The 17,580-nt window shown below is 43.1% G+C and carries 18 protein-coding genes; 17 read left to right on the top strand and 1 reads right to left on the bottom strand.

Annotation, left to right across the window (positions count from 1 at the left end; translation table 11 throughout):
- The first annotated feature begins 4 nt into the window (after positions 1-4).
- Both yihA and lysA read left to right on the top strand, forming a co-directional pair.
- Entirely contained in the window at positions 5-613 is a 609-nt protein-coding gene (gene yihA / locus K5677_RS02585; protein WP_296724308.1) for a ribosome biogenesis GTP-binding protein YihA/YsxC, read from the top strand.
- Positions 614-638: 25 nt separating this feature from the next.
- Positions 639-1,937 carry a diaminopimelate decarboxylase gene (lysA, locus tag K5677_RS02580; RefSeq protein ID WP_296724307.1) on the top strand — a complete coding sequence of 433 codons (1,299 nt, stop codon included), beginning with the start codon at positions 639-641 and terminating at the stop codon, positions 1,935-1,937.
- A 35-nt stretch (positions 1,938-1,972) separates the two neighbouring features.
- On the opposite strand, the gene K5677_RS02575 is transcribed toward lysA, so the two are convergent.
- A complete protein-coding gene (locus tag K5677_RS02575; RefSeq protein WP_296724305.1) occupies positions 1,973-2,917 on the bottom strand; it encodes a TIGR01212 family radical SAM protein in 945 nt (314 codons plus the stop codon).
- Between the two features lie 156 nt (positions 2,918-3,073).
- Between K5677_RS02575 and K5677_RS02570 the strand changes: the two genes are divergently transcribed.
- From K5677_RS02570 to K5677_RS02500, 15 genes are all read left to right on the top strand, one after another.
- On the top strand, positions 3,074-3,583 hold the full coding sequence (locus K5677_RS02570; RefSeq protein WP_296724303.1) for a shikimate kinase: 510 nt from the start codon (positions 3,074-3,076) through the stop codon (positions 3,581-3,583).
- Between the two features lie 194 nt (positions 3,584-3,777).
- Entirely contained in the window at positions 3,778-4,515 is a 738-nt protein-coding gene (locus K5677_RS02565) for an AAA family ATPase (RefSeq protein WP_296724301.1), read from the top strand.
- Positions 4,516-4,555: 40 nt separating this feature from the next.
- Positions 4,556-4,957 carry a methylglyoxal synthase gene (locus K5677_RS02560; protein ID WP_294412204.1) on the top strand — a complete coding sequence of 134 codons (402 nt, stop codon included), beginning with the start codon at positions 4,556-4,558 and terminating at the stop codon, positions 4,955-4,957.
- Positions 4,958-5,023: 66 nt separating this feature from the next.
- On the top strand, positions 5,024-6,358 hold the full coding sequence (gene hisS, locus K5677_RS02555) for a histidine--tRNA ligase (protein ID WP_296724299.1): 1,335 nt from the start codon (positions 5,024-5,026) through the stop codon (positions 6,356-6,358).
- Position 6,359: 1 nt separating this feature from the next.
- On the top strand, positions 6,360-8,138 hold the full coding sequence (gene aspS / locus K5677_RS02550; RefSeq protein ID WP_296724295.1) for an aspartate--tRNA ligase: 1,779 nt from the start codon (positions 6,360-6,362) through the stop codon (positions 8,136-8,138).
- Positions 8,131-8,589 carry an NUDIX hydrolase gene (locus tag K5677_RS02545; RefSeq protein WP_296724292.1) on the top strand — a complete coding sequence of 153 codons (459 nt, stop codon included), beginning with the start codon at positions 8,131-8,133 and terminating at the stop codon, positions 8,587-8,589. Before aspS ends, K5677_RS02545 begins: the two co-directional genes overlap by 8 nt.
- 221 nt (positions 8,590-8,810) lie before the next feature.
- On the top strand, positions 8,811-9,119 hold the full coding sequence (locus K5677_RS02540) for a hypothetical protein (RefSeq protein ID WP_296724290.1): 309 nt from the start codon (positions 8,811-8,813) through the stop codon (positions 9,117-9,119).
- A 32-nt stretch (positions 9,120-9,151) separates the two neighbouring features.
- Complete coding sequence (locus K5677_RS02535; RefSeq protein ID WP_296724287.1) at positions 9,152-11,125, top strand: V-type ATP synthase subunit I; 1,974 nt, start codon at positions 9,152-9,154, stop codon at positions 11,123-11,125.
- Positions 11,118-11,591 (top strand): V-type ATP synthase subunit K, encoded by a 474-nt coding sequence (locus tag K5677_RS02530; RefSeq protein WP_024859712.1) that lies wholly within the window; start codon positions 11,118-11,120, stop codon positions 11,589-11,591. The genes K5677_RS02535 and K5677_RS02530 overlap by 8 nt, the downstream gene beginning before the upstream one ends.
- A 13-nt stretch (positions 11,592-11,604) precedes the next feature.
- Complete coding sequence (locus K5677_RS02525) at positions 11,605-12,201, top strand: V-type ATP synthase subunit E family protein (protein WP_296724284.1); 597 nt, start codon at positions 11,605-11,607, stop codon at positions 12,199-12,201.
- Between the two features lie 4 nt (positions 12,202-12,205).
- Entirely contained in the window at positions 12,206-13,147 is a 942-nt protein-coding gene (locus tag K5677_RS02520; RefSeq protein WP_296724282.1) for a V-type ATPase subunit, read from the top strand.
- On the top strand, positions 13,140-13,451 hold the full coding sequence (locus K5677_RS02515) for a V-type ATP synthase subunit F (RefSeq protein ID WP_296724281.1): 312 nt from the start codon (positions 13,140-13,142) through the stop codon (positions 13,449-13,451). Before K5677_RS02520 ends, K5677_RS02515 begins: the two co-directional genes overlap by 8 nt.
- Positions 13,452-13,472: 21 nt before the next feature.
- Positions 13,473-15,242: a V-type ATP synthase subunit A gene (locus K5677_RS02510; protein WP_296724279.1), complete on the top strand. Its 1,770-nt coding sequence runs from the start codon at positions 13,473-13,475 to the stop codon at positions 15,240-15,242.
- Entirely contained in the window at positions 15,242-16,618 is a 1,377-nt protein-coding gene (locus K5677_RS02505) for a V-type ATP synthase subunit B (protein ID WP_296724278.1), read from the top strand. Before K5677_RS02510 ends, K5677_RS02505 begins: the two co-directional genes overlap by 1 nt.
- Before the next feature lie 10 nt (positions 16,619-16,628).
- Positions 16,629-17,279 (top strand): V-type ATP synthase subunit D, encoded by a 651-nt coding sequence (locus tag K5677_RS02500; protein ID WP_296724276.1) that lies wholly within the window; start codon positions 16,629-16,631, stop codon positions 17,277-17,279.
- Positions 17,280-17,580 lie beyond the last annotated feature (301 nt).

The raw sequence follows: 17,580 nt of genomic DNA, 5'->3' as shown, positions 1-17,580 counted from the left end.
CGGCATGAAGCTTAATTACAATAAAGCAGAATTTTCCGCAGCATACGGAAGATTCTCTCAGATACCTGCTCCCGAAAGGATAGAGATAGCATTTGCAGGACACTCAAATGTAGGGAAATCCACTCTTATCAATAAGCTGTTCAATAGAAAAAATCTCGCAAGAGTAAGCTCAGTCCCCGGAAAGACGGCTACTATCAATTTCTATGGGCTTGAAAACATTTATTTTGTTGATCTTCCCGGATACGGATATGCAAAGGTGTCTAAGTCGGAAAAAGACCGCTGGGCAGGACTGATCGAGGGCTATCTCAGCTCTGACAGAGACATCAGACTGGTGTTTATGCTTGTGGATATGCGTCATGCTCCCACAAAAGATGATGTACATATGATAAACTATCTTATAGATACGGAAATGCCGTTTGTGCTTGTGCTGACAAAGGCAGACAAGCTCAATAAAACAGAACGCGCAAAGCGCATGGAGGCTTTCAAGGACGAGATACCCTGCTTTGAGGATATCCATTCTATTCCTTTTTCATCACAGACATTTGAGGGCGTTGAGGAGCTGAGACAGATAGTTGAGGATATCGCAGATGACAATGACGTCGCTGACGAATAAATTATACCCGAAAGGATTGTTAAAAATGTTTGTATCCGAAAATTTAAGTGTCAACAGCGCTGGACATCTGGCTATCGGCGGCGTTGATACGGTGGAGCTTGCTAAAGAATACGGCACTCCGCTTTATGTCATGGACGAACAGGTCATAAGAAACAGCCTGCGCCGATTCCATGACAGCATGAACAAGTATTATGACGGAAAAGGCGAAGTCCACTACGCAAGCAAGGCTTTTTCCTGTATGGAAATGTGCAGAGTAGTTGCCAGTGAGGGTGACGGACTTGACGCAGTTTCCATAGGCGAGCTTTATACTGCATATAAGGCAGGGTTTCCAATGGAAAAGGTTGGCTTTCACGGCAATAACAAGACCGACGAAGAGCTCAGATATGCTTTGGAATATAAAGTCGGACATATAATCGTTGACAATATCAGTGAACTTCACAGACTTGAAGTTATTGCAGGCGAAATGAATGCGAAGCCGAGCATAATGTTCAGAATAAAGCCTGGTATCGACGCTCATACCCATGATTTCGTAAAGACAGGTCAGATAGACAGCAAATTTGGCTTTGCTCTTGAAACAGGCGAGGCGTTTGAAGCAGTAAAAGAGGCTGTAAGCTGTAAAAATGTACATCTTGCAGGCTTACATTGCCATATTGGTTCTCAGATATTTGATATTGCGCCCTTTGAAGAAGCAGCTAAGGTAATGCTTGGATTTATTGCTGAGATAAAGGAGAAGCTGGGCTATGTTATCGAGGGGCTCAATCTCGGCGGCGGTTTTGGAATAAAATATCTTCAGGAGCACGATCCTGCACCGTTTGAGGTTTACCTTGAAAGAGTTTCTTCTGTGGTCAAAAGCGAGTGCGAGAGGCTGAATATAGAGCTGCCTAAGATGTTTATCGAACCCGGCCGCTCGATTGCCGCACCTGCTGGTATTACCCTTTACACAGTCGGCGCGCGCAAGGTGATACCTAATATCAGAACATATATATCTGTTGACGGTGGTATGGCTGACAGTCCAAGATATATCCTATATGGTTCAGAGTATGAGGCTGTAGTTGCAAATAAAGCAAATGATGAGCGTACAGAAAAGGTGACGATCGCAGGTAAATGCTGCGAGAGCGGAGATCTTATCGGAGAGAATATGCCGCTTCAGCACGCAGAATCAGGTGATATAATCGCAGTATGTGCTACAGGTGCATATAACTACTCTATGTCGTCGAACTATAACAGACTTCAGAAGCCTGCGGTAGTATTTGTAAATAACGGCAAATCAAGAATAGTTGTCAAGAGAGAGACACTTGATGATATTATCAGAAACGATATATAACAAGAAAACGGGCAAGACGATCTCTTGCCCGTTTTTCATGTATATATATATAGTTTGCCCTGCCATGTATCAAGTTCGGCAAGCTTCTTGTCTATACCGCCGAGAACAGATATTTTATCTGCACTCCACATTGGAGCGATAAGCTTTCGTTTATCTCCGTCGCCTGTTATGCGTTCTATTACGATCTCAGGCGGAAGAAGTTCAAGCTGATGTACGATAATATCGATGTATTCATCACGCTCAAGAAGCTTGAATTCTCCGCTTGAATACATATCAGCAAGCCTTGTACCCTTTATGACATGAAGCATTTGAAGCTTGACAGCTTCGGGACGAAGTATCGCCAGCTCCCTTGCGGTTTCGAGCATATCTTCTTTACTTTCATGGGGGAGTCCGTTAATAATATGGAGACAGGTGCGAATCCCTGCATTTTTCAGCTTATAATAGCCGATCTTGAACTCTTCGTGTGTACAACAGCGATTTATTAGCGAGATAGTTTTTTCATGACAGCTCTGCATACCGAGCTCAACAGTAAGATGAGTTTTATGGTTCAGTTCGGAGAGCAGTTTGATTATTTCTTCGGAAAGACAATCAGCTCGTGTACCTATAGAAATGCCGAAAACATTGGGGAAATCTAATGCAGCATAGTAGGCTTTTCGCAGAAACTGAACAGGAGCATAGGTATTGGTATTTGCTTGGAAGTAAGCGATAAATTCAGCGTCTCCACCGCTTTTTGAGCATATCCTTTCCTTTTCTGTTTTTAGCTGAGATTCTATGTCTGCTTCTTTGTGAGTGAAGTATCCGCTTCCGCTGTCACAGAAGATACAGCCGCCTGTACCCTTTGATCCGTCTATATTCGGACAGGTCAATCCGAGGTCTATCACGGCTTTATATATTTTTTTGCCAAAATTATGCTTGTTGTAAAAATTTAAAGTATTATACCGCTTGTTATCGTTTGAATATTTAAATGGATTGTTTCCCATAATATCCTCCTTTGAAAAATATGTTATCATATAGTCTCATTTTTGTCAATATTTAGTGTAAAAAATAAAATATAGCAATATATGGTTTCTTTGTCTATTGACATTTTGCACAAAATGAGTTAAAATGTAATAGTAAACAAAATTAGAGGTCATCATATGAATGGAAAGAATATTATTCTGATCGGTATGCCTGCTGTCGGAAAAAGCACTGTAGGCGTTATTCTTGCAAAACTGCTTGGTTACAGCTTTGTTGATACCGATCTTTTGATACAGGAAAGAGAAGGAAAGCTTCTAAAAAACATAATCGCAGAAAAGGGGATAGACGGCTTTATCGAGACGGAAAACCGCATTCTAAGCAGACTTGATGCTGAAAATTCAGTCATTTCTACTGGCGGAAGCGTTATTTACGGCGATGAGGCTATGAAGAATCTTTCCCGCAATGGCACTGTGATTTATCTGAAGCTTGATTATAACAAGCTCAAATATCGTCTTCATAATATCAAGAATCGCGGCGTTGTTATCAGAGAAGGACAGTCTCTTAGTTCGCTTTATCGTGAGAGAACACCGCTTTATGAGCGATATGCCGATATTATCATAGATGAAAACGGCTGCAATATTGAAAAAACAGTTGTAAGGATAATGGAGAGCCTCAAAAATCCTTTGTAAGAGTTGTACAATTCGGTGCATTAAAAAAAGCGCATTTGCACAATTTTATCCTTTATTTGAAAAAGTGCTTTGACATTTAGCTAATTATGTGTTATAATGTACAGTAGGATTATTATTATAAAGTAATTATAAGACTTCCGTGCCGTTTATGCAGCAAAACTGCTCTGGCTTGCGGATATCGGAAAGGAACAAAAATGTCTAAAATAATTGCTGTTACTTCAGGAAAAGGCGGTACAGGAAAGTCTACCGTATGTGCAGGAATCGGCTATACTCTTGCAAAGCAGGGGCACAGAACTCTTATTATCGAGCTGGATTTCGGTCTTAGATGTCTTGATATTATCTTCGGTGTTGAGGATAATATAAAATATGACCTCGGCGATGTACTTAGCGGCAAGAAAAGTGCCCTCGACGCAGTTGCACAGATACCTATGGCTTCAAATTTAAATATCCTGTGTGCTCCCAAAACTCTTACCACTGTAAATGCAGAACAGATAGTTGATATTTGCCGTTCTGTAAAGAAGTATTTCGAGTATATCATCATCGATACAGGTGCAGGTATCAATTCTCATGTATTTGATATCGTAGAACAGGCAAATCTAATACTCGTTATCTCGACTCCGGATCCTGTATGTATCAGAGATGCCAGCCTCATGTCGGACGAGTTTTACAACAGAGGCAATAAAAGCCAGAGACTTATCATTAATAAAATAAGTAAGAAGATCATTGGAAGTGAGCTTATATCTAACCTTGACGAGATCATAGATAAGGTCGGTGTACAGCTTATTGGCGTTATTCCTGATGACTTCAAAATGACAGTTGCAACAGGAAAGGGTAATCCTATCCCGACAGACAGCGAAGCCCTCAGGGCATTCGATGCTATCTCAAAGAGACTTGGCGGAGAGTTTGTTCCGCTTACAGTAAAAACTGTATAAACATGAAAATCATTCCGCTTTGCGGGGAAAGGGCAGAAATATGAAGATAGCAATTATAGCACATGATGCAAAAAAAGAGCTTATGGTGCAGTTCTGCAGTGCCTACTGCGGAATCCTCTCCAAGCATACGATCATTGCTACAAATACAACAGGCAAGCAGGTTAGTGAAGCAACAGGACTTCCCATCAAGAGATACCTTAGCGGTCAGGGCGGAGCAGAGCAGATACTCGCACTTCTCTCATGTAATGAAGTCGATGTCCTCCTTTTCTTCCGCGATCCAATAAATCCTAAGGCAGCAGATGTACACGGCATGAACCTTCTCAGACTTTGTGACGTTCATAATGTGCCTGTTGCTACAAATATCGCTACCGCAGAAGCGCTGATACTTGCTCTTGAAAGAGGCGATCTTGATTGGCGTGAGGTCGGTAACCCCAGCATCTAAATCTTTAATTGTCCCTTTTAAAGGGACAATTTTCATGTAAAAACATACAGGAAAGGCTTGAAATCTATGGCAATTAATATCAAACGCCCCAACGGCACCGAAGATGTTCTTCCAAAGGATGTCTATAAATGGCATACTATCGAGAAGATCGCAAGAGATACCGCAGAGAGCTTTGGTTTTTCGGAAATAAGGATACCTACTTTTGAGAATACAGACCTTTTTTTGCGTTCTGTAGGTGAAACCACAGACGTTGTTCAGAAAGAGATGTATACCGTAAAGGCTAAGGAAACGGAATTTACACTCCGTCCTGAGGGTACAGCAGGTACTATCCGTGCAATGCTCCAGAATGGACTTCTTAATGAGGCTTTGCCCCAGAAGGTATATTATATGCTTTCATGCTTCCGTCATGAAAGACCTCAGGCAGGCAGACTCCGTGAGTTTCATCAGTTCGGACTTGAAATGGCAGGAAGTGCAGCGCCTTCTGCTGATGCTGAGATAATTTCTCTTGCAAAGACTCTCCTTGATCGTCTTGGACTAAAGAATATTGAGCTTCACGTAAACTCTATCGGCTGTCCGACTTGCCGCGCCGAGTATCATAAGGCGCTGAGAGCCTATTTCGAGCCTCATAAGGAAGAGCTTTGCGATACCTGCAAGGAAAGACTTGTCAAGAACCCCATGAGGCTGCTTGACTGTAAAAGTCCTATCTGTAAGGAGATTGGCAAGGACGCTCCGCTTATTCTTGATTACCTCTGTGATGAGTGTAAGGAGCATTTTGAAAGCTTTAAAAGATACCTTTCAAGGTTAGGCATAGAATATATAGTTGATCCAAAGATCGTAAGAGGTCTTGATTATTATACAAAGACTGTTTTTGAGTTCATTACAACTGAGATCGGTGCTCAGGGAACTATTTGCGCCGGCGGTCGATATGACGGACTTATTGAGGAGCTTGGCGGACAGCATATTCCTGCTCTTGGTTTTGCAACAGGTATCGAGAGACTTCTCATTACTATGGATAAGCAGGGCTGTGATTACCTAACACCAAAGAAGTGCGATATTTATTTTGCAACAATGGGCGATGCTGCTCTTGAAAAGGCTATGGAGCTCACAAAGGGGCTTCGTGAATATGGCTACTGTGCAGAGTATGACCTCATGGGCAGAGGCATAAAGGCTCAGATGAAATATGCAAACAAGATCGGTGCCGTTTATACCGTTGTTCTCGGTGATAATGAGCTCACAGAGGGCAAGGCAAAGCTTAAAGAAATGGAAAGCGGCAAGGAGACAGAGATTCTTCTTAACGATAAATTTACGTCAAATTTTGAAAATGAATACTTTAATAAGGTCCTCGACGTAATGGACGAAGAGGGCAGTCCGATGTTCGCATTTACAGGGGAGGATAAGTAAAATGGCAGACAGTATGAAAGGCCTCAAGCGTACTCATTACTGCGGAGAAGTTACTGAAGCAGGCAGAGAAGTCGTTGTAGGCGGATTTGTTGACAGAATAAGAAATAAGGGCGGAGTGATATTCATCGTATTAAGAGACAGAACAGGTGTTGTTCAGCTTCTTTTCAACGATTCGTCAGACCGCGAGCTTTTTGATAAGGCAGCTTCATGCAGGAGCGAGTATGTACTTATGGCTAAAGGCGAGGTACGTGAGCGTGAGAGCAAGAACGACAAGCTCAAAACAGGTAATGTTGAGATTTTTGTAACAGACCTGAGAATACTTGCAAAGGCTCAGACACCTCCTTTCGAAATCGTGAACGAGACTAAGGTAAATGATGAGCTCCGTTTAAAGTATCGTTATCTTGACCTCAGACGCGCACCGCTTCAGAAGAATATCATTATGCGTCATGAGATCGCTAAGGTAACAAGAGAGTACTTCTATGAGAATGGTTTCCTTGAAATAGAGACTCCGATGATGATGAAATCTACTCCGGAGGGTGCAAGAGATTATCTTATACCTTCAAGAGTACATCAGGGCAAGTTCTATGCTCTGCCGCAGTCACCTCAGATATATAAGCAGCTTCTTATGGTATCCGGATATGACAGATATATTCAGCTTGCGCGCTGCTTCCGTGATGAAGACCTCAGAGCAGACAGACAGCCTGAGTTTACTCAGATAGACCTTGAAATGTCTTTCGTTGACGCTGAAGATATACAGGAGTGCGTTGAGGGCTTCATTCAGCGCGTATTCAAGGAGGTTATCGGAGTAGATGTACCAACTCCGCTGCCGAGACTTACCTTTGCTGATGCAATGAACCGTTATGGTTCTGATAAGCCGGATACACGCTTTGGTTTTGAAATACAGGATATTACCGATACAGTCAAGGATATAGACTTTGTTGTATTCAAGAATGCTATTGAAGAAGGCGGTTCAGTCCGTGCTATCAATGTAAAGAACGGCGCTGCTGCATATACACGCAAGGAAATAGACAAGCTTGTTGAACACGCTAAGGGAATCGGTGCTAAGGGACTTGCCTATATTCGCTGGGCTGACGAGCCTAACTGCTCATTTAAGAAGTTCCTTGCTGACGGTGACCTTGAAAAGATATGTGGTGCAGTAGACGCACATGAGGGCGATCTTGTGCTTATCTGTGCTGACAAGACAAAGACTGTTCTTGCAACTCTCGGCGCTATAAGACTTATCTGCGGCAAGAGAATGGAAGTGATTCCCGAGGATCAGTATAATTTTCTCTGGATAACAGAAATGCCGTTCTTTGAGCATGATGATGAGAACAATACATGGGTTGCGGCACATCATCCATTCACTATGCCTATGGAGGAATGTCTGGAATATCTCGACACTGATCCTGCAAACGTACGTGCTAAGGCTTGGGATCTCGTTCTCAACGGTACTGAACTTTCAAGCGGCTCTATGCGTATTACTGACTTTGAGCTTCAGCAGAAAATGTTCGAGGCTCTTGGCATGACAGACGAGGAGATACAGGCTAAGTTTGGGTTCCTTGTTGACGCTTACCGCTATGGCGCACCTCCTCACGGCGGCATGGGTATCGGACTTGATCGTCTTGCTATGATAATGTGCAAGGCTGATAGTCTGCGTGATGTCACTGCGTTCCCGAAGGTTCAGAACGCAAGTGAGCTTATGTCCGAGTGCCCGTCTGTGGTAGACGATGAGAGTCTTGAGGTCCTTGGGATCAGCGTTGTGAAAAAAGAAGATGAGTAATCGATTTTACGCAGTATGCGGTATACTTAATATTAACGGGAGGATACTCTTTGTAAGGCATACATATGGTCCTGCAAAGGAACGAATCCTTATACCCGGCGGCTATGTCAAAGAGGGCGAGCTGCCCTCAGATGCTGTCAAACGTGAATTTTTTGAAGAAACCGGAGTTGACGCCGAGGCTGAATCGGTATTTGCTGTTCAGTTCCGTACTGAGCAGTGGATAATCGTATTCAAACTGAAATATATTTCAGGTGAACCGCGTTCCGACGGCTATGAGAACAGCGAGGTATTGCTTCTTACGCCGCAGGAGGCTGTTGAAAGGCCTGATATAACAAATATGAGCCGTGCTATCTTGAAGGCATATATTGATAATGTCGATAATACTCTGGAAAAGGGGGATTATCGGTCAATTACACTTAAAGCAGGCGAATATGAAATTTTTGGTGTATAAAAATATATATAAATATTATGAAATTGCATTGACTTTTTTATAGAGTTGGTGTATAATATTAACTGTACCGTGAAAAACATCTAAGGGAGCTGTCTGTAGGATAAGCTCCCTTTGCGTTTATTTGCAAATTTATTCATAATTTATCTATTGACTGTATCAAGATTAGGTGATATAATCATAATATCAAATGACCAACGGTCATTTTTGAAGGAGGTATGACAATGGCATCTGAAGCTGTTAGAAAAATTCTCGAAGCTGAGGCACTTTCAGACAAGAAAAATGCAGAGGTGCGTAAAAAGCGAGACGAAATTATAGAAGCTGCTTCGGGAAGTTCTTCGCTCGCTATTCAGAAAAGACTAAGTGAAGCACATTCGGAAATTGCAAGGCTGAAAGCTGATTATGATAAAAGTCTAAATGACTACGAAAAACAGGCTGAAAGCGAGTGCGAAAAAAACATAAACAGTATAAGGCAAAAGGCTGAAAAAAATATGTCGTCAGCTGTTGATGAGATAATCAGCAGATTCTTTTGATTTTGCTCTTGAAAAGGAGAGTGATGTAAAATATGGCGAAGCTCAAAATGAAAAAAATCGAGCTTATTGCTATGCTCACGGATAGTAAGAAGATCATAGAGCTGTTACAGCGTAGAGGTGTTGTTGAGATAGCGAAAAATGACGATGAAGAGCTTGAAAACACCAATGTGACTGCTGTTGTAGGCGAGTTTGATAAGTTCCGAAATACAGCAGTTCAGGCGCTGGAAATAATCGACAGCTATTCACCTGAAAAGGTAGGAATAGCTGATATGTTCAGCGGAAAAACCGAGGTTGAAAAGCATGAATTCGGTAAAGAAGCCATGCAAATGGAAAAGGTGATGTCTGCTGCCAATGAAATTATCAAAAATCAACGGAATATCACTGAAGCAGCCTCTAATATCTCACAGCTTGATATAAAATGTGATATGCTTGAAAGGTGGATGCCTCTTGACATTCCGCTGAACTTTAAAGGAACTGCAACTACAGCTGCTTATATCGGTACATTGCCGTATCAAGTAACAGCTGATGAGCTGGAGGATCAGCTTCCTGACAATTGCAGCGTTGAGGTCGTCAGCGGTTCAAAGGAACAGACTAACCTGTTTATTCTTTGCAGTAAGGAGTCGTTTGAGGAAGCAGGTAATAAGCTGCGAAAGCTTGCCTTTGCAGCGGTTTCAGACCCTGACGGTAAGACTCCTGATGAGCTTGTTTCTTCTTATAAAGAAGAAAAGCAAAAGCTTGAAAAAGTGATAAAAGAAGCTAAGTCTTCAATAGAAAAGCTTGCAGAGAACCGTAAACAACTTAGATTCGTCATTGATTACCTGCAAATGCGTAAGGAAAAATACGACGCACTCAGCGGACTTGGTTTCACAGAGAGTACGTTTGTACTTACTGGTTATATCCCCGAAAAATATGCAGATTCTCTGAAAAAGGAGATCGAAGCTAAATATACGGCAGCTATTACTTTTACTGATCCTACAGATGACGAAGATGTCCCTGTTTTGCTTGAAAACAGCAAATTCTCAGCACCTGTAGAGGGAATAACGAAGATGTATGCTATGCCGGGCAAGGGAGACGTTGATCCGACACCTGTAATGTCGTTTTTCTATTACCTTTTCTTCGGCATGATGCTATCAGACGCAGGCTATGGTATTCTTATGATAATCGGAACAACAATAGCATTGAAAAAATTCAAGCTTGAAACAAGCATGAAGAAAACGCTGACAATGTTCCGGAATTGTGGCATTTCTACAGTATTCTGGGGCGCGCTTTTCGGCAGCTGGTTCGGTGATATAGCACAGGTAGTCGCGAGAAACTTCTTCGATAAGGAGATAGGAAGTCTTGCACTCTGGTTCGAGCCGCTGACTGATCCTGTAAAGCTGCTGCTTGTGTCATTCGGGCTTGGAATACTACATTTGTTCCTCGGTGTTGCCGTGGCGTTCAAGATGACATGGGACAGCGGAAAAAAACTTGACGCTGTATTCGATGCATTGCCGATATATCTGATCGTTCTCGGAGTTGCCCCTCTTGGTGCAGGAATGTTTATTTCTGTCCCTGAGATACTCAGTAAAACAGGTATATATATGCTTATTGCAGGTGTTATAATTCTTGTTCTGACGGCCGGAAGGACTTCAAAGTCGGTATTTGGCAAGTTCTTTGGCGGTCTGTATGCACTTTACAATACTGCCACAGGGTACTTTGGAGATATTCTGTCTTATTCAAGACTTCTTGCTCTTGGACTTGCAACAGGAAGTATTGCCAGCGTAATCAATCTTATAGGCACTATGCCTGAAAACAAAATATTCAAGCTCATTCTTCTGATCATAGTTTTTGTTGTAGGACATATCGCAAATCTTGCTATAAATCTGCTTGGTGCGTATGTTCATACAGACAGACTGCAGTTTGTTGAGCTTTTCAGTAAATTCTATACAGGAGGCGGAAGAGAATTCGCACCGCTTACTGTAAATACCAAGTATATAAAATTCAAGGAGGAAAATTCAAATGACTAACGGTTTAGTATTAGCAATTATAGGAGCTGCTCTTGCAGCACTTTTAGCAGGTATCGGTTCTGCAAAGGGCGTAAGCCTTGTAGGTGAGGCAGCATCGGGAGTAGTTTCAGTTGATCCTTCAAAGTTCAGCAAGGTCCTGGTGCTTGAGCTTCTGCCAGGTACACAGGGACTTTACGGACTTATTGCAGCTATGTTCATACTCCTTCGTACAGGAGTTCTCGGCGGCAGTGCAGCAGAGCTGACTGTTCAGCAGGGATTGGGCTTTCTTGCTGCTTCACTCCCTATTGCAGTAGTTGGTCTTATCTCTGGCATCATGCAGGGAAGAACAGCAGCCGCAGGTGTAAGCATTACAGCTAAGAAGCCTGACCACAATGGTAAGGCTATCATTATGGCTGCTATGGTTGAAACATACGCTATCCTTGCGCTTCTTATATCAGTTCTTATGATATTGAATATTGCAGTATAATGGAGGTGGGGATATGTCAGGACTTGACGAAATTCTTAACCTCATTGAAACTCAGCAGAGACAAGGAGAAGAAATGATCCTTAAAGCTGCAAAAAGCAAGGCGGAAGCTATAAAGGCTGAAGGCGACAAAAAAGCTCAGACAGCTTACGAAGATTTTATGCACCGATCAAAGGAACAGGCTGAAAAGGACTACGAAAATGCCTGTAATTCAGTAGATGCTGATATGAAGCGCAGAGTTCTCGCCTGTAAGGTAGAGCTTATAGATGAAGCTGTTGAAAAGACTGTCGCAAAGCTGAAAGCATTGCCTGACAGTGAGTATTTTGACCTTATGATCAAGCTCGCAGAGCGTCACAGTCAGCCTGAAAATGGTGTATTGTCATTTTGCAGAAAAGACCTTGCAAGAGTTCCTTCTGATTTTGAAAGCAAGCTTAATGAGTGCGTGAAGAAAAAAGGCGGAAGCATCAGTCTTTCAAAAGCCCCCGCCGATATTGAGGACGGCTTTGTCCTCAGCTATGGTCTTATTTCGGAAAATTGCAGCTTTCGTGCTATCATCGAATCCGAAAAGGACGAGATAAGAGATACGGCTGCAAGAGTACTTTTCGGTAGGTGAGATCATGAATGATACAAAATACGCAAACGCGGTTGGTGCTGTCAGAGCAATGGAGAATTCACTGCTTACAAGAACAGATATTGATCAGCTTATAAATTCCAGAAGCAATGCTGAGGTATCATCAATAATCTCATCAAGAAGTGGTTCAGGCAGCAGTGAAAGCCTTTCAGATGTTTGGGCAATGCTTATGGAGTATGCTCCTGACTGCATGGAATTGCATATACTGCTTTACAGAAATGATTTCTACAATCTTAAAGCTGTATTGAAGGCAATAATCTCTAACAGAGAGCCCAAGCAATATTACATCGAGCCGACTAATATTGAGCTTTCAGTTCTGGTTGATGCTATTAATTCAAAGGAGTATGACGAACTGCCTGATTATATGAGAAATACGGCAGCCGAGGCATATGAGCTCATAACACAGACTCTCGACGGACAGCTTTCGGATTCGCTCATAGATACGGCAGCACTAAAAGCAATGCAGAATAGCGCACAGGAATACGGCAGCAGCTTTATGCAGCGATATGCTGAGCTTCTTACTGTATGTGCAGATATTAAGACTGCCTACAGGTGCAGTAAGCTCAGCAAGAGCGCTCAGTTTATGGAAAGTGCTGTATGCGGAAGTATCGAGCTCGATAAAGAGCAGCTTATACGAGCTGCTCTGGGCGGCACAGAATCTCTTTTCAGCTACCTTGAGGGGACAGCTTACAGTGAAGCGGCAGCACTTCTGAAGGAGTCAGCAGCACAATATGAAAAGTGGTGCGATGATGTGATTATGGAGCTTGCCGAAACTGCCCGAATGCAGGCATTCGGTCCGGAACCTCTTGCAGCATATTTTATCGCTAAGGAAGCTGAGATAAAAAATCTGCGCATACTTTCAGTGTGCAAGGAATTCGGTGCAGATAAGGAAACTATCACGGAAAGGATGAGAAAGCTATATGTATAAAGCAGCTGTTATTGGTGATAGTGCAAGCGTATCAGGATTTGCGGCTCTTGGGCTTTCTGTATTCCGTGAGACTGAGCCTGAAAAGATAACTAAGCTTATATCAAGACTTGCAGCCAATGACTTCGCAGTTATATATATAACCGAGCCTGCGGCTGCACTTGTGAAAGATACAATAAATAAATATCGGAGCAGCAAGCTGCCATCCATAGTTCTTATACCTGCCATAGAAGGTAATACAGGCGAGGGGATAAGAGCGTTGCACGAAGCAGTAGAAAAGGCTGTTGGCTCTGATATATTAAATTAGGAAAGAGGCGGATAAGCAGAAATGAACAGCAAAGGTACAGTAGTTAAAATATCAGGACCGCTTGTAGTTGCCGAGGGCATGAGAGATGCCAATATGTTTGACGTTGTCCGCGTTAGCGAGAAACGTCTTATCGGTGAGATTATCGAAATGCACGGTGACCGCGCATCAATACAGGTTTATGAGGAAACATCAGGACTTGGCACAGGTGAAGCTGTTGAGTCTACAGGAGAGCCTATGAGCGTTGAGCTGGGGCCCGGTCTTATTGGAAGTATTTTTGACGGTATACAGCGTCCGCTTGACGCTATAAGAAAGGTCTGCGGAAACAATCTTGCAAGAGGTGTTGAAGTTCCTTCACTTAAACGAGAAACTGTATGGAAGTTTGAGCCCTCAGTAAAAGTCGGCGACAAGGTCGTTGGCGGGGATATTATCGGAACAGTTCCTGAAACAGATATCGTTCTTCATAAGATCATGGTCCCTAACGGAGTAGAGGGTACTGTAAAGAAAATATCCGAGGGAGAATTCCACGCTGATGATACAGTCTGCATTATTGAGACTGCTAAAGGGGATAAGGAGCTCTCGCTTATACAGAAATGGCCTGTTCGTCAGGGCAGACCATACAAGAAAAAGCTCTCTCCAAATATGCCTCTTGTTACGGGACAGCGTGTAGTTGACTGTCTTTTCCCAATCGCTAAGGGTGGTGTAGCTGCTATCCCCGGGCCTTTCGGAAGTGGAAAGACAGTTACTCAGCATCAGCTTGCAAAATGGGCTGAGGCTGATATCATCGTGTATATCGGCTGTGGAGAGCGTGGAAATGAGATGACAGATGTTCTCAATGAATTTCCTGAGCTTATTGATCCAAATACAGGAAAGTCACTTATGGAGCGTACAGTTCTTATCGCTAATACCTCTGATATGCCGGTTGCAGCCCGTGAGGCTTCTGTTTATACAGGCATCACTATAGCAGAGTATTACCGTGATATGGGCTATTCTGTAGCTCTAATGGCGGATTCCACCTCGCGTTGGGCAGAGGCGCTTCGTGAAATGTCTGGGCGTCTCGAGGAAATGCCAGGTGATGAAGGCTATCCTGCTTACCTCGGAAGCCGTCTTGCACAGTTCTATGAGCGTGCCGGACGCGTTATTTCTAACGGTACAGAGGGAAGGGAAGGTGCGCTGTCGGTAATCGGCGCAGTATCTCCTCCAGGCGGTGACATCTCAGAGCCTGTATCACAGGCTACTCTCCGTATCGTAAAGGTATTCTGGGGACTTGATTCAAATCTTGCATACCAGAGACATTTCCCTGCGATCAACTGGCTCACAAGTTATTCACTGTATGCTGATTCACTTGCAGACTGGTACAATAATAACGTATCAAAGGACTGGATGAAGTCCCGTGCAAGATTTATGGAGATACTTCACGACGAGGCAGAACTTAAAGAGATAGTTAAGCTTATTGGTATGGACGCTCTATCGCCTAATGACCGACTGAAAATGGAGACTGCCCGTTCTATCCGTGAGGATTTCCTGCATCAGTTGGCTTTCCATGAGGTAGATACCTACACCAGCCTTAAAAAGCAGCTTTATATGATGAAGCTTATCCTTAACTTTAATGATGAGGCAGCGGATGTTCTTGCAAAGGGCGCTGATGTTGAAGCAGTTGCCAATCTTGAAGTAAGAGAAAAGATTGGACGTTTCAAGTATATCGAAGAGGATAAAACAGATGCAGAATTTGACAAGCTCAGTGTAGAGATTTATTCAGAGCTCAATGGGCTGCTTGACAAGGAGGAAGACTAATGCCAAGAGAATACAGAACAATAGAGGAAGCGGCAGGTCCTTTGCTGCTTGTTAAGGATGTTGAGAATGTAACCTACGGCGAGCTTGCTGAAATAAGACTTAAAAACGGCGAGAAAAGACGCTGCCGTGTACTTGAAATAGACGGCAGTAACGCTCTTGTTCAGCTTTTTGAGAATGCTGCCGGTATCAATTTACAAGACAGTAGTGTAGTATTTTCAGGTCATCAGATGGAGCTTGGAGTATCCGAGGATATGCTCGGACGAGTTTTTGACGGTCTTGGCAGACCTATCGACGATGGTCCTGAGCTTATTCCGGAAATGCGTCTTGACGTAAACGGACTTCCTATGAATCCTGTTGCAAGAAAGTATCCTCAGGAGTTTATACAGACTGGCGTATCAGCTATAGACGGACTAAATACTCTTGTAAGAGGTCAGAAACTTCCTATATTCTCAGCCAGCGGACTGCCTCATGCTCAGCTTGCTGCTCAGATAGCAAGACAGGCTAAGGTCCGCGGCAAAGACGAGCAGTTCGCTGTTGTCTTCGCAGCTATGGGTATCACCTTTGAAGAGTCTGAGTATTTCGTACAGAGCTTCCGCAGTACCGGTGCTCTTGACAGGACTGTACTTTTCATAAACCTTGCTAATGACTCGGCTATCGAACGTCTTGCAACTCCGAAAATGGCTCTTACAGCTGCTGAGTACCTTGCTTTTGAAAAGGGTATGCACGTACTTGTTATTCTTACTGATATAACTAATTATGCCGACGCTCTCCGTGAGGTATCTGCTGCGCGTAAGGAAGTCCCCGGACGTCGCGGCTATCCTGGTTATATGTATACCGACCTTGCCACTATTTATGAACGCGCGGGCCGTCAGGAGGGTAAAGAGGGAAGTATCACCATGATACCGATCCTTACTATGCCAGAGGACGACAAAACTCACCCTATTCCCGACCTTACAGGATATATCACCGAGGGACAAATAATACTTTCACGTGAGCTCTACAGAAAAGGCATTAATCCGCCTGTAGATGTTCTTCCGTCACTTTCCCGTCTTAAAGATAAGGGTATAGGCGAGGGCAAGACACGTGCTGATCATTCAGATACGATGAATCAGCTTTTCTCTGCATATGCACGAGGCAAGGACGCAAAGGAGCTTATGGTAGTTCTGGGTGAGGCGGCTCTTACTCCTACAGATCTTATCTACGCTAAATTCGCAGATGAATTTGAAAAGAGATATGTATCACAGGGCTTTGAGAATAACAGAAGTATCGAGGATACATTGTCCATTGGCTGGGAGCTGCTCAGAATGCTTCCAAGGAGTGAGCTGCGCCGAATCAGAGAGGAATATCTGGTCAAGTATTATGATACTCAGAAATGAGGTGAGCTGATTGGCAAGACTTAATGTTAATCCCACCAGAATGGAGCTTAGCAAGCTGAAAAAAAAGCTTACTTCTGCACGCAGAGGTCACAAGCTTCTGAAGGATAAGCGTGACGAGCTTATGCGTCAGTTTATGATACTAATAAAGGAGAACCGTCAGCTCAGAAGTGAAGTTGAAGCTGCTATATCAGTGGCAAACCAATATATGGCAGTTGCAGGTTCTGTAATGCAGAGAGAGGTTCTTGAGACAGCACTTATGCTTCCTAAACAGGAGGTAGAGCTTGAAGTTTCCGAAAAAAATGTAATGAGTGTTTATATTCCCGAGTTCAAGCCAAAGTATCGCTCAGGCGATACAAATGATATTTACTCATATGGTATGGCGTTTACATCTATAGACCTTGACGGTGCAGTAAGCGCACTCAGCAGCGTTTTTCCTAAGATGATAAGGCTCGCCGAAGTCGAAAAGGCTTGTCAGCTCATGGCAGACGAGATTGAAAAAACACGCCGCCGTGTAAATGCACTTGAGCATATAATGATCCCTGATTATGAGGAAACAATAAAATTTATTACAATGAAGCTTTCGGAAAACGAAAGAAGCACCACGACCTCACTCATGAAAGTAAAGGATATGGTGCTCAAGCAAAGTCACAGCTTCCACTGATAAATAAAAAGGCGGTCAAAAGTGCGGCGCTAATATAGCAGTATAATCCAAACTACTATATTAAGACCAAAACAGCGAGCTATGAAAACGAAAGACAGATACTTCACAAGAGAAGTATCTGTCTTTTTTGTCATATCAGAACTCAACTACCTGATCTATCTGAGTCAATCCCAAATTCTGTGTAAACGAAAAATAGTGCAATAAAAGAGTATATGATGAGACCGATTGTGAAAGCATTCGGTCTTATCTGCATATTAGCACATGATTATTTGATTGTCAAGATAAAAGTGTTATTCCGGGA

It is taken from the genome of Ruminococcus sp. (assembly GCF_024684275.1).
This window is presented reverse-complemented; position numbering and strand designations above follow the sequence as displayed.

What these genes read in the sequence shown, in the direction of transcription:
- hisS (WP_296724299.1), top strand. Translation starts at nt 5,024, where the DNA reads ATGGCAATTAATATCAAACGCCCCAACGGCACCGAAGATGTTCTTCCA.
- K5677_RS02505 (WP_296724278.1), top strand. Translation starts at nt 15,242, where the DNA reads ATGCCAAGAGAATACAGAACAATAGAGGAAGCGGCAGGTCCTTTGCTG.
- K5677_RS02570 (WP_296724303.1), top strand. Translation starts at nt 3,074, where the DNA reads ATGAATGGAAAGAATATTATTCTGATCGGTATGCCTGCTGTCGGAAAA.
- K5677_RS02545 (WP_296724292.1), top strand. Translation starts at nt 8,131, where the DNA reads ATGAGTAATCGATTTTACGCAGTATGCGGTATACTTAATATTAACGGG.
- K5677_RS02540 (WP_296724290.1), top strand. Translation starts at nt 8,811, where the DNA reads ATGGCATCTGAAGCTGTTAGAAAAATTCTCGAAGCTGAGGCACTTTCA.
- K5677_RS02515 (WP_296724281.1), top strand. Translation starts at nt 13,140, where the DNA reads ATGTATAAAGCAGCTGTTATTGGTGATAGTGCAAGCGTATCAGGATTT.
- K5677_RS02565 (WP_296724301.1), top strand. Translation starts at nt 3,778, where the DNA reads ATGTCTAAAATAATTGCTGTTACTTCAGGAAAAGGCGGTACAGGAAAG.
- K5677_RS02575 (WP_296724305.1), bottom strand. Translation starts at nt 2,917, where the DNA reads ATGGGAAACAATCCATTTAAATATTCAAACGATAACAAGCGGTATAAT.
- yihA (WP_296724308.1), top strand. Translation starts at nt 5, where the DNA reads ATGAAGCTTAATTACAATAAAGCAGAATTTTCCGCAGCATACGGAAGA.
- K5677_RS02520 (WP_296724282.1), top strand. Translation starts at nt 12,206, where the DNA reads ATGAATGATACAAAATACGCAAACGCGGTTGGTGCTGTCAGAGCAATG.
- K5677_RS02535 (WP_296724287.1), top strand. Translation starts at nt 9,152, where the DNA reads ATGGCGAAGCTCAAAATGAAAAAAATCGAGCTTATTGCTATGCTCACG.
- lysA (WP_296724307.1), top strand. Translation starts at nt 639, where the DNA reads ATGTTTGTATCCGAAAATTTAAGTGTCAACAGCGCTGGACATCTGGCT.
- K5677_RS02525 (WP_296724284.1), top strand. Translation starts at nt 11,605, where the DNA reads ATGTCAGGACTTGACGAAATTCTTAACCTCATTGAAACTCAGCAGAGA.
- K5677_RS02560 (WP_294412204.1), top strand. Translation starts at nt 4,556, where the DNA reads ATGAAGATAGCAATTATAGCACATGATGCAAAAAAAGAGCTTATGGTG.
- aspS (WP_296724295.1), top strand. Translation starts at nt 6,360, where the DNA reads ATGGCAGACAGTATGAAAGGCCTCAAGCGTACTCATTACTGCGGAGAA.
- K5677_RS02510 (WP_296724279.1), top strand. Translation starts at nt 13,473, where the DNA reads ATGAACAGCAAAGGTACAGTAGTTAAAATATCAGGACCGCTTGTAGTT.
- K5677_RS02530 (WP_024859712.1), top strand. Translation starts at nt 11,118, where the DNA reads ATGACTAACGGTTTAGTATTAGCAATTATAGGAGCTGCTCTTGCAGCA.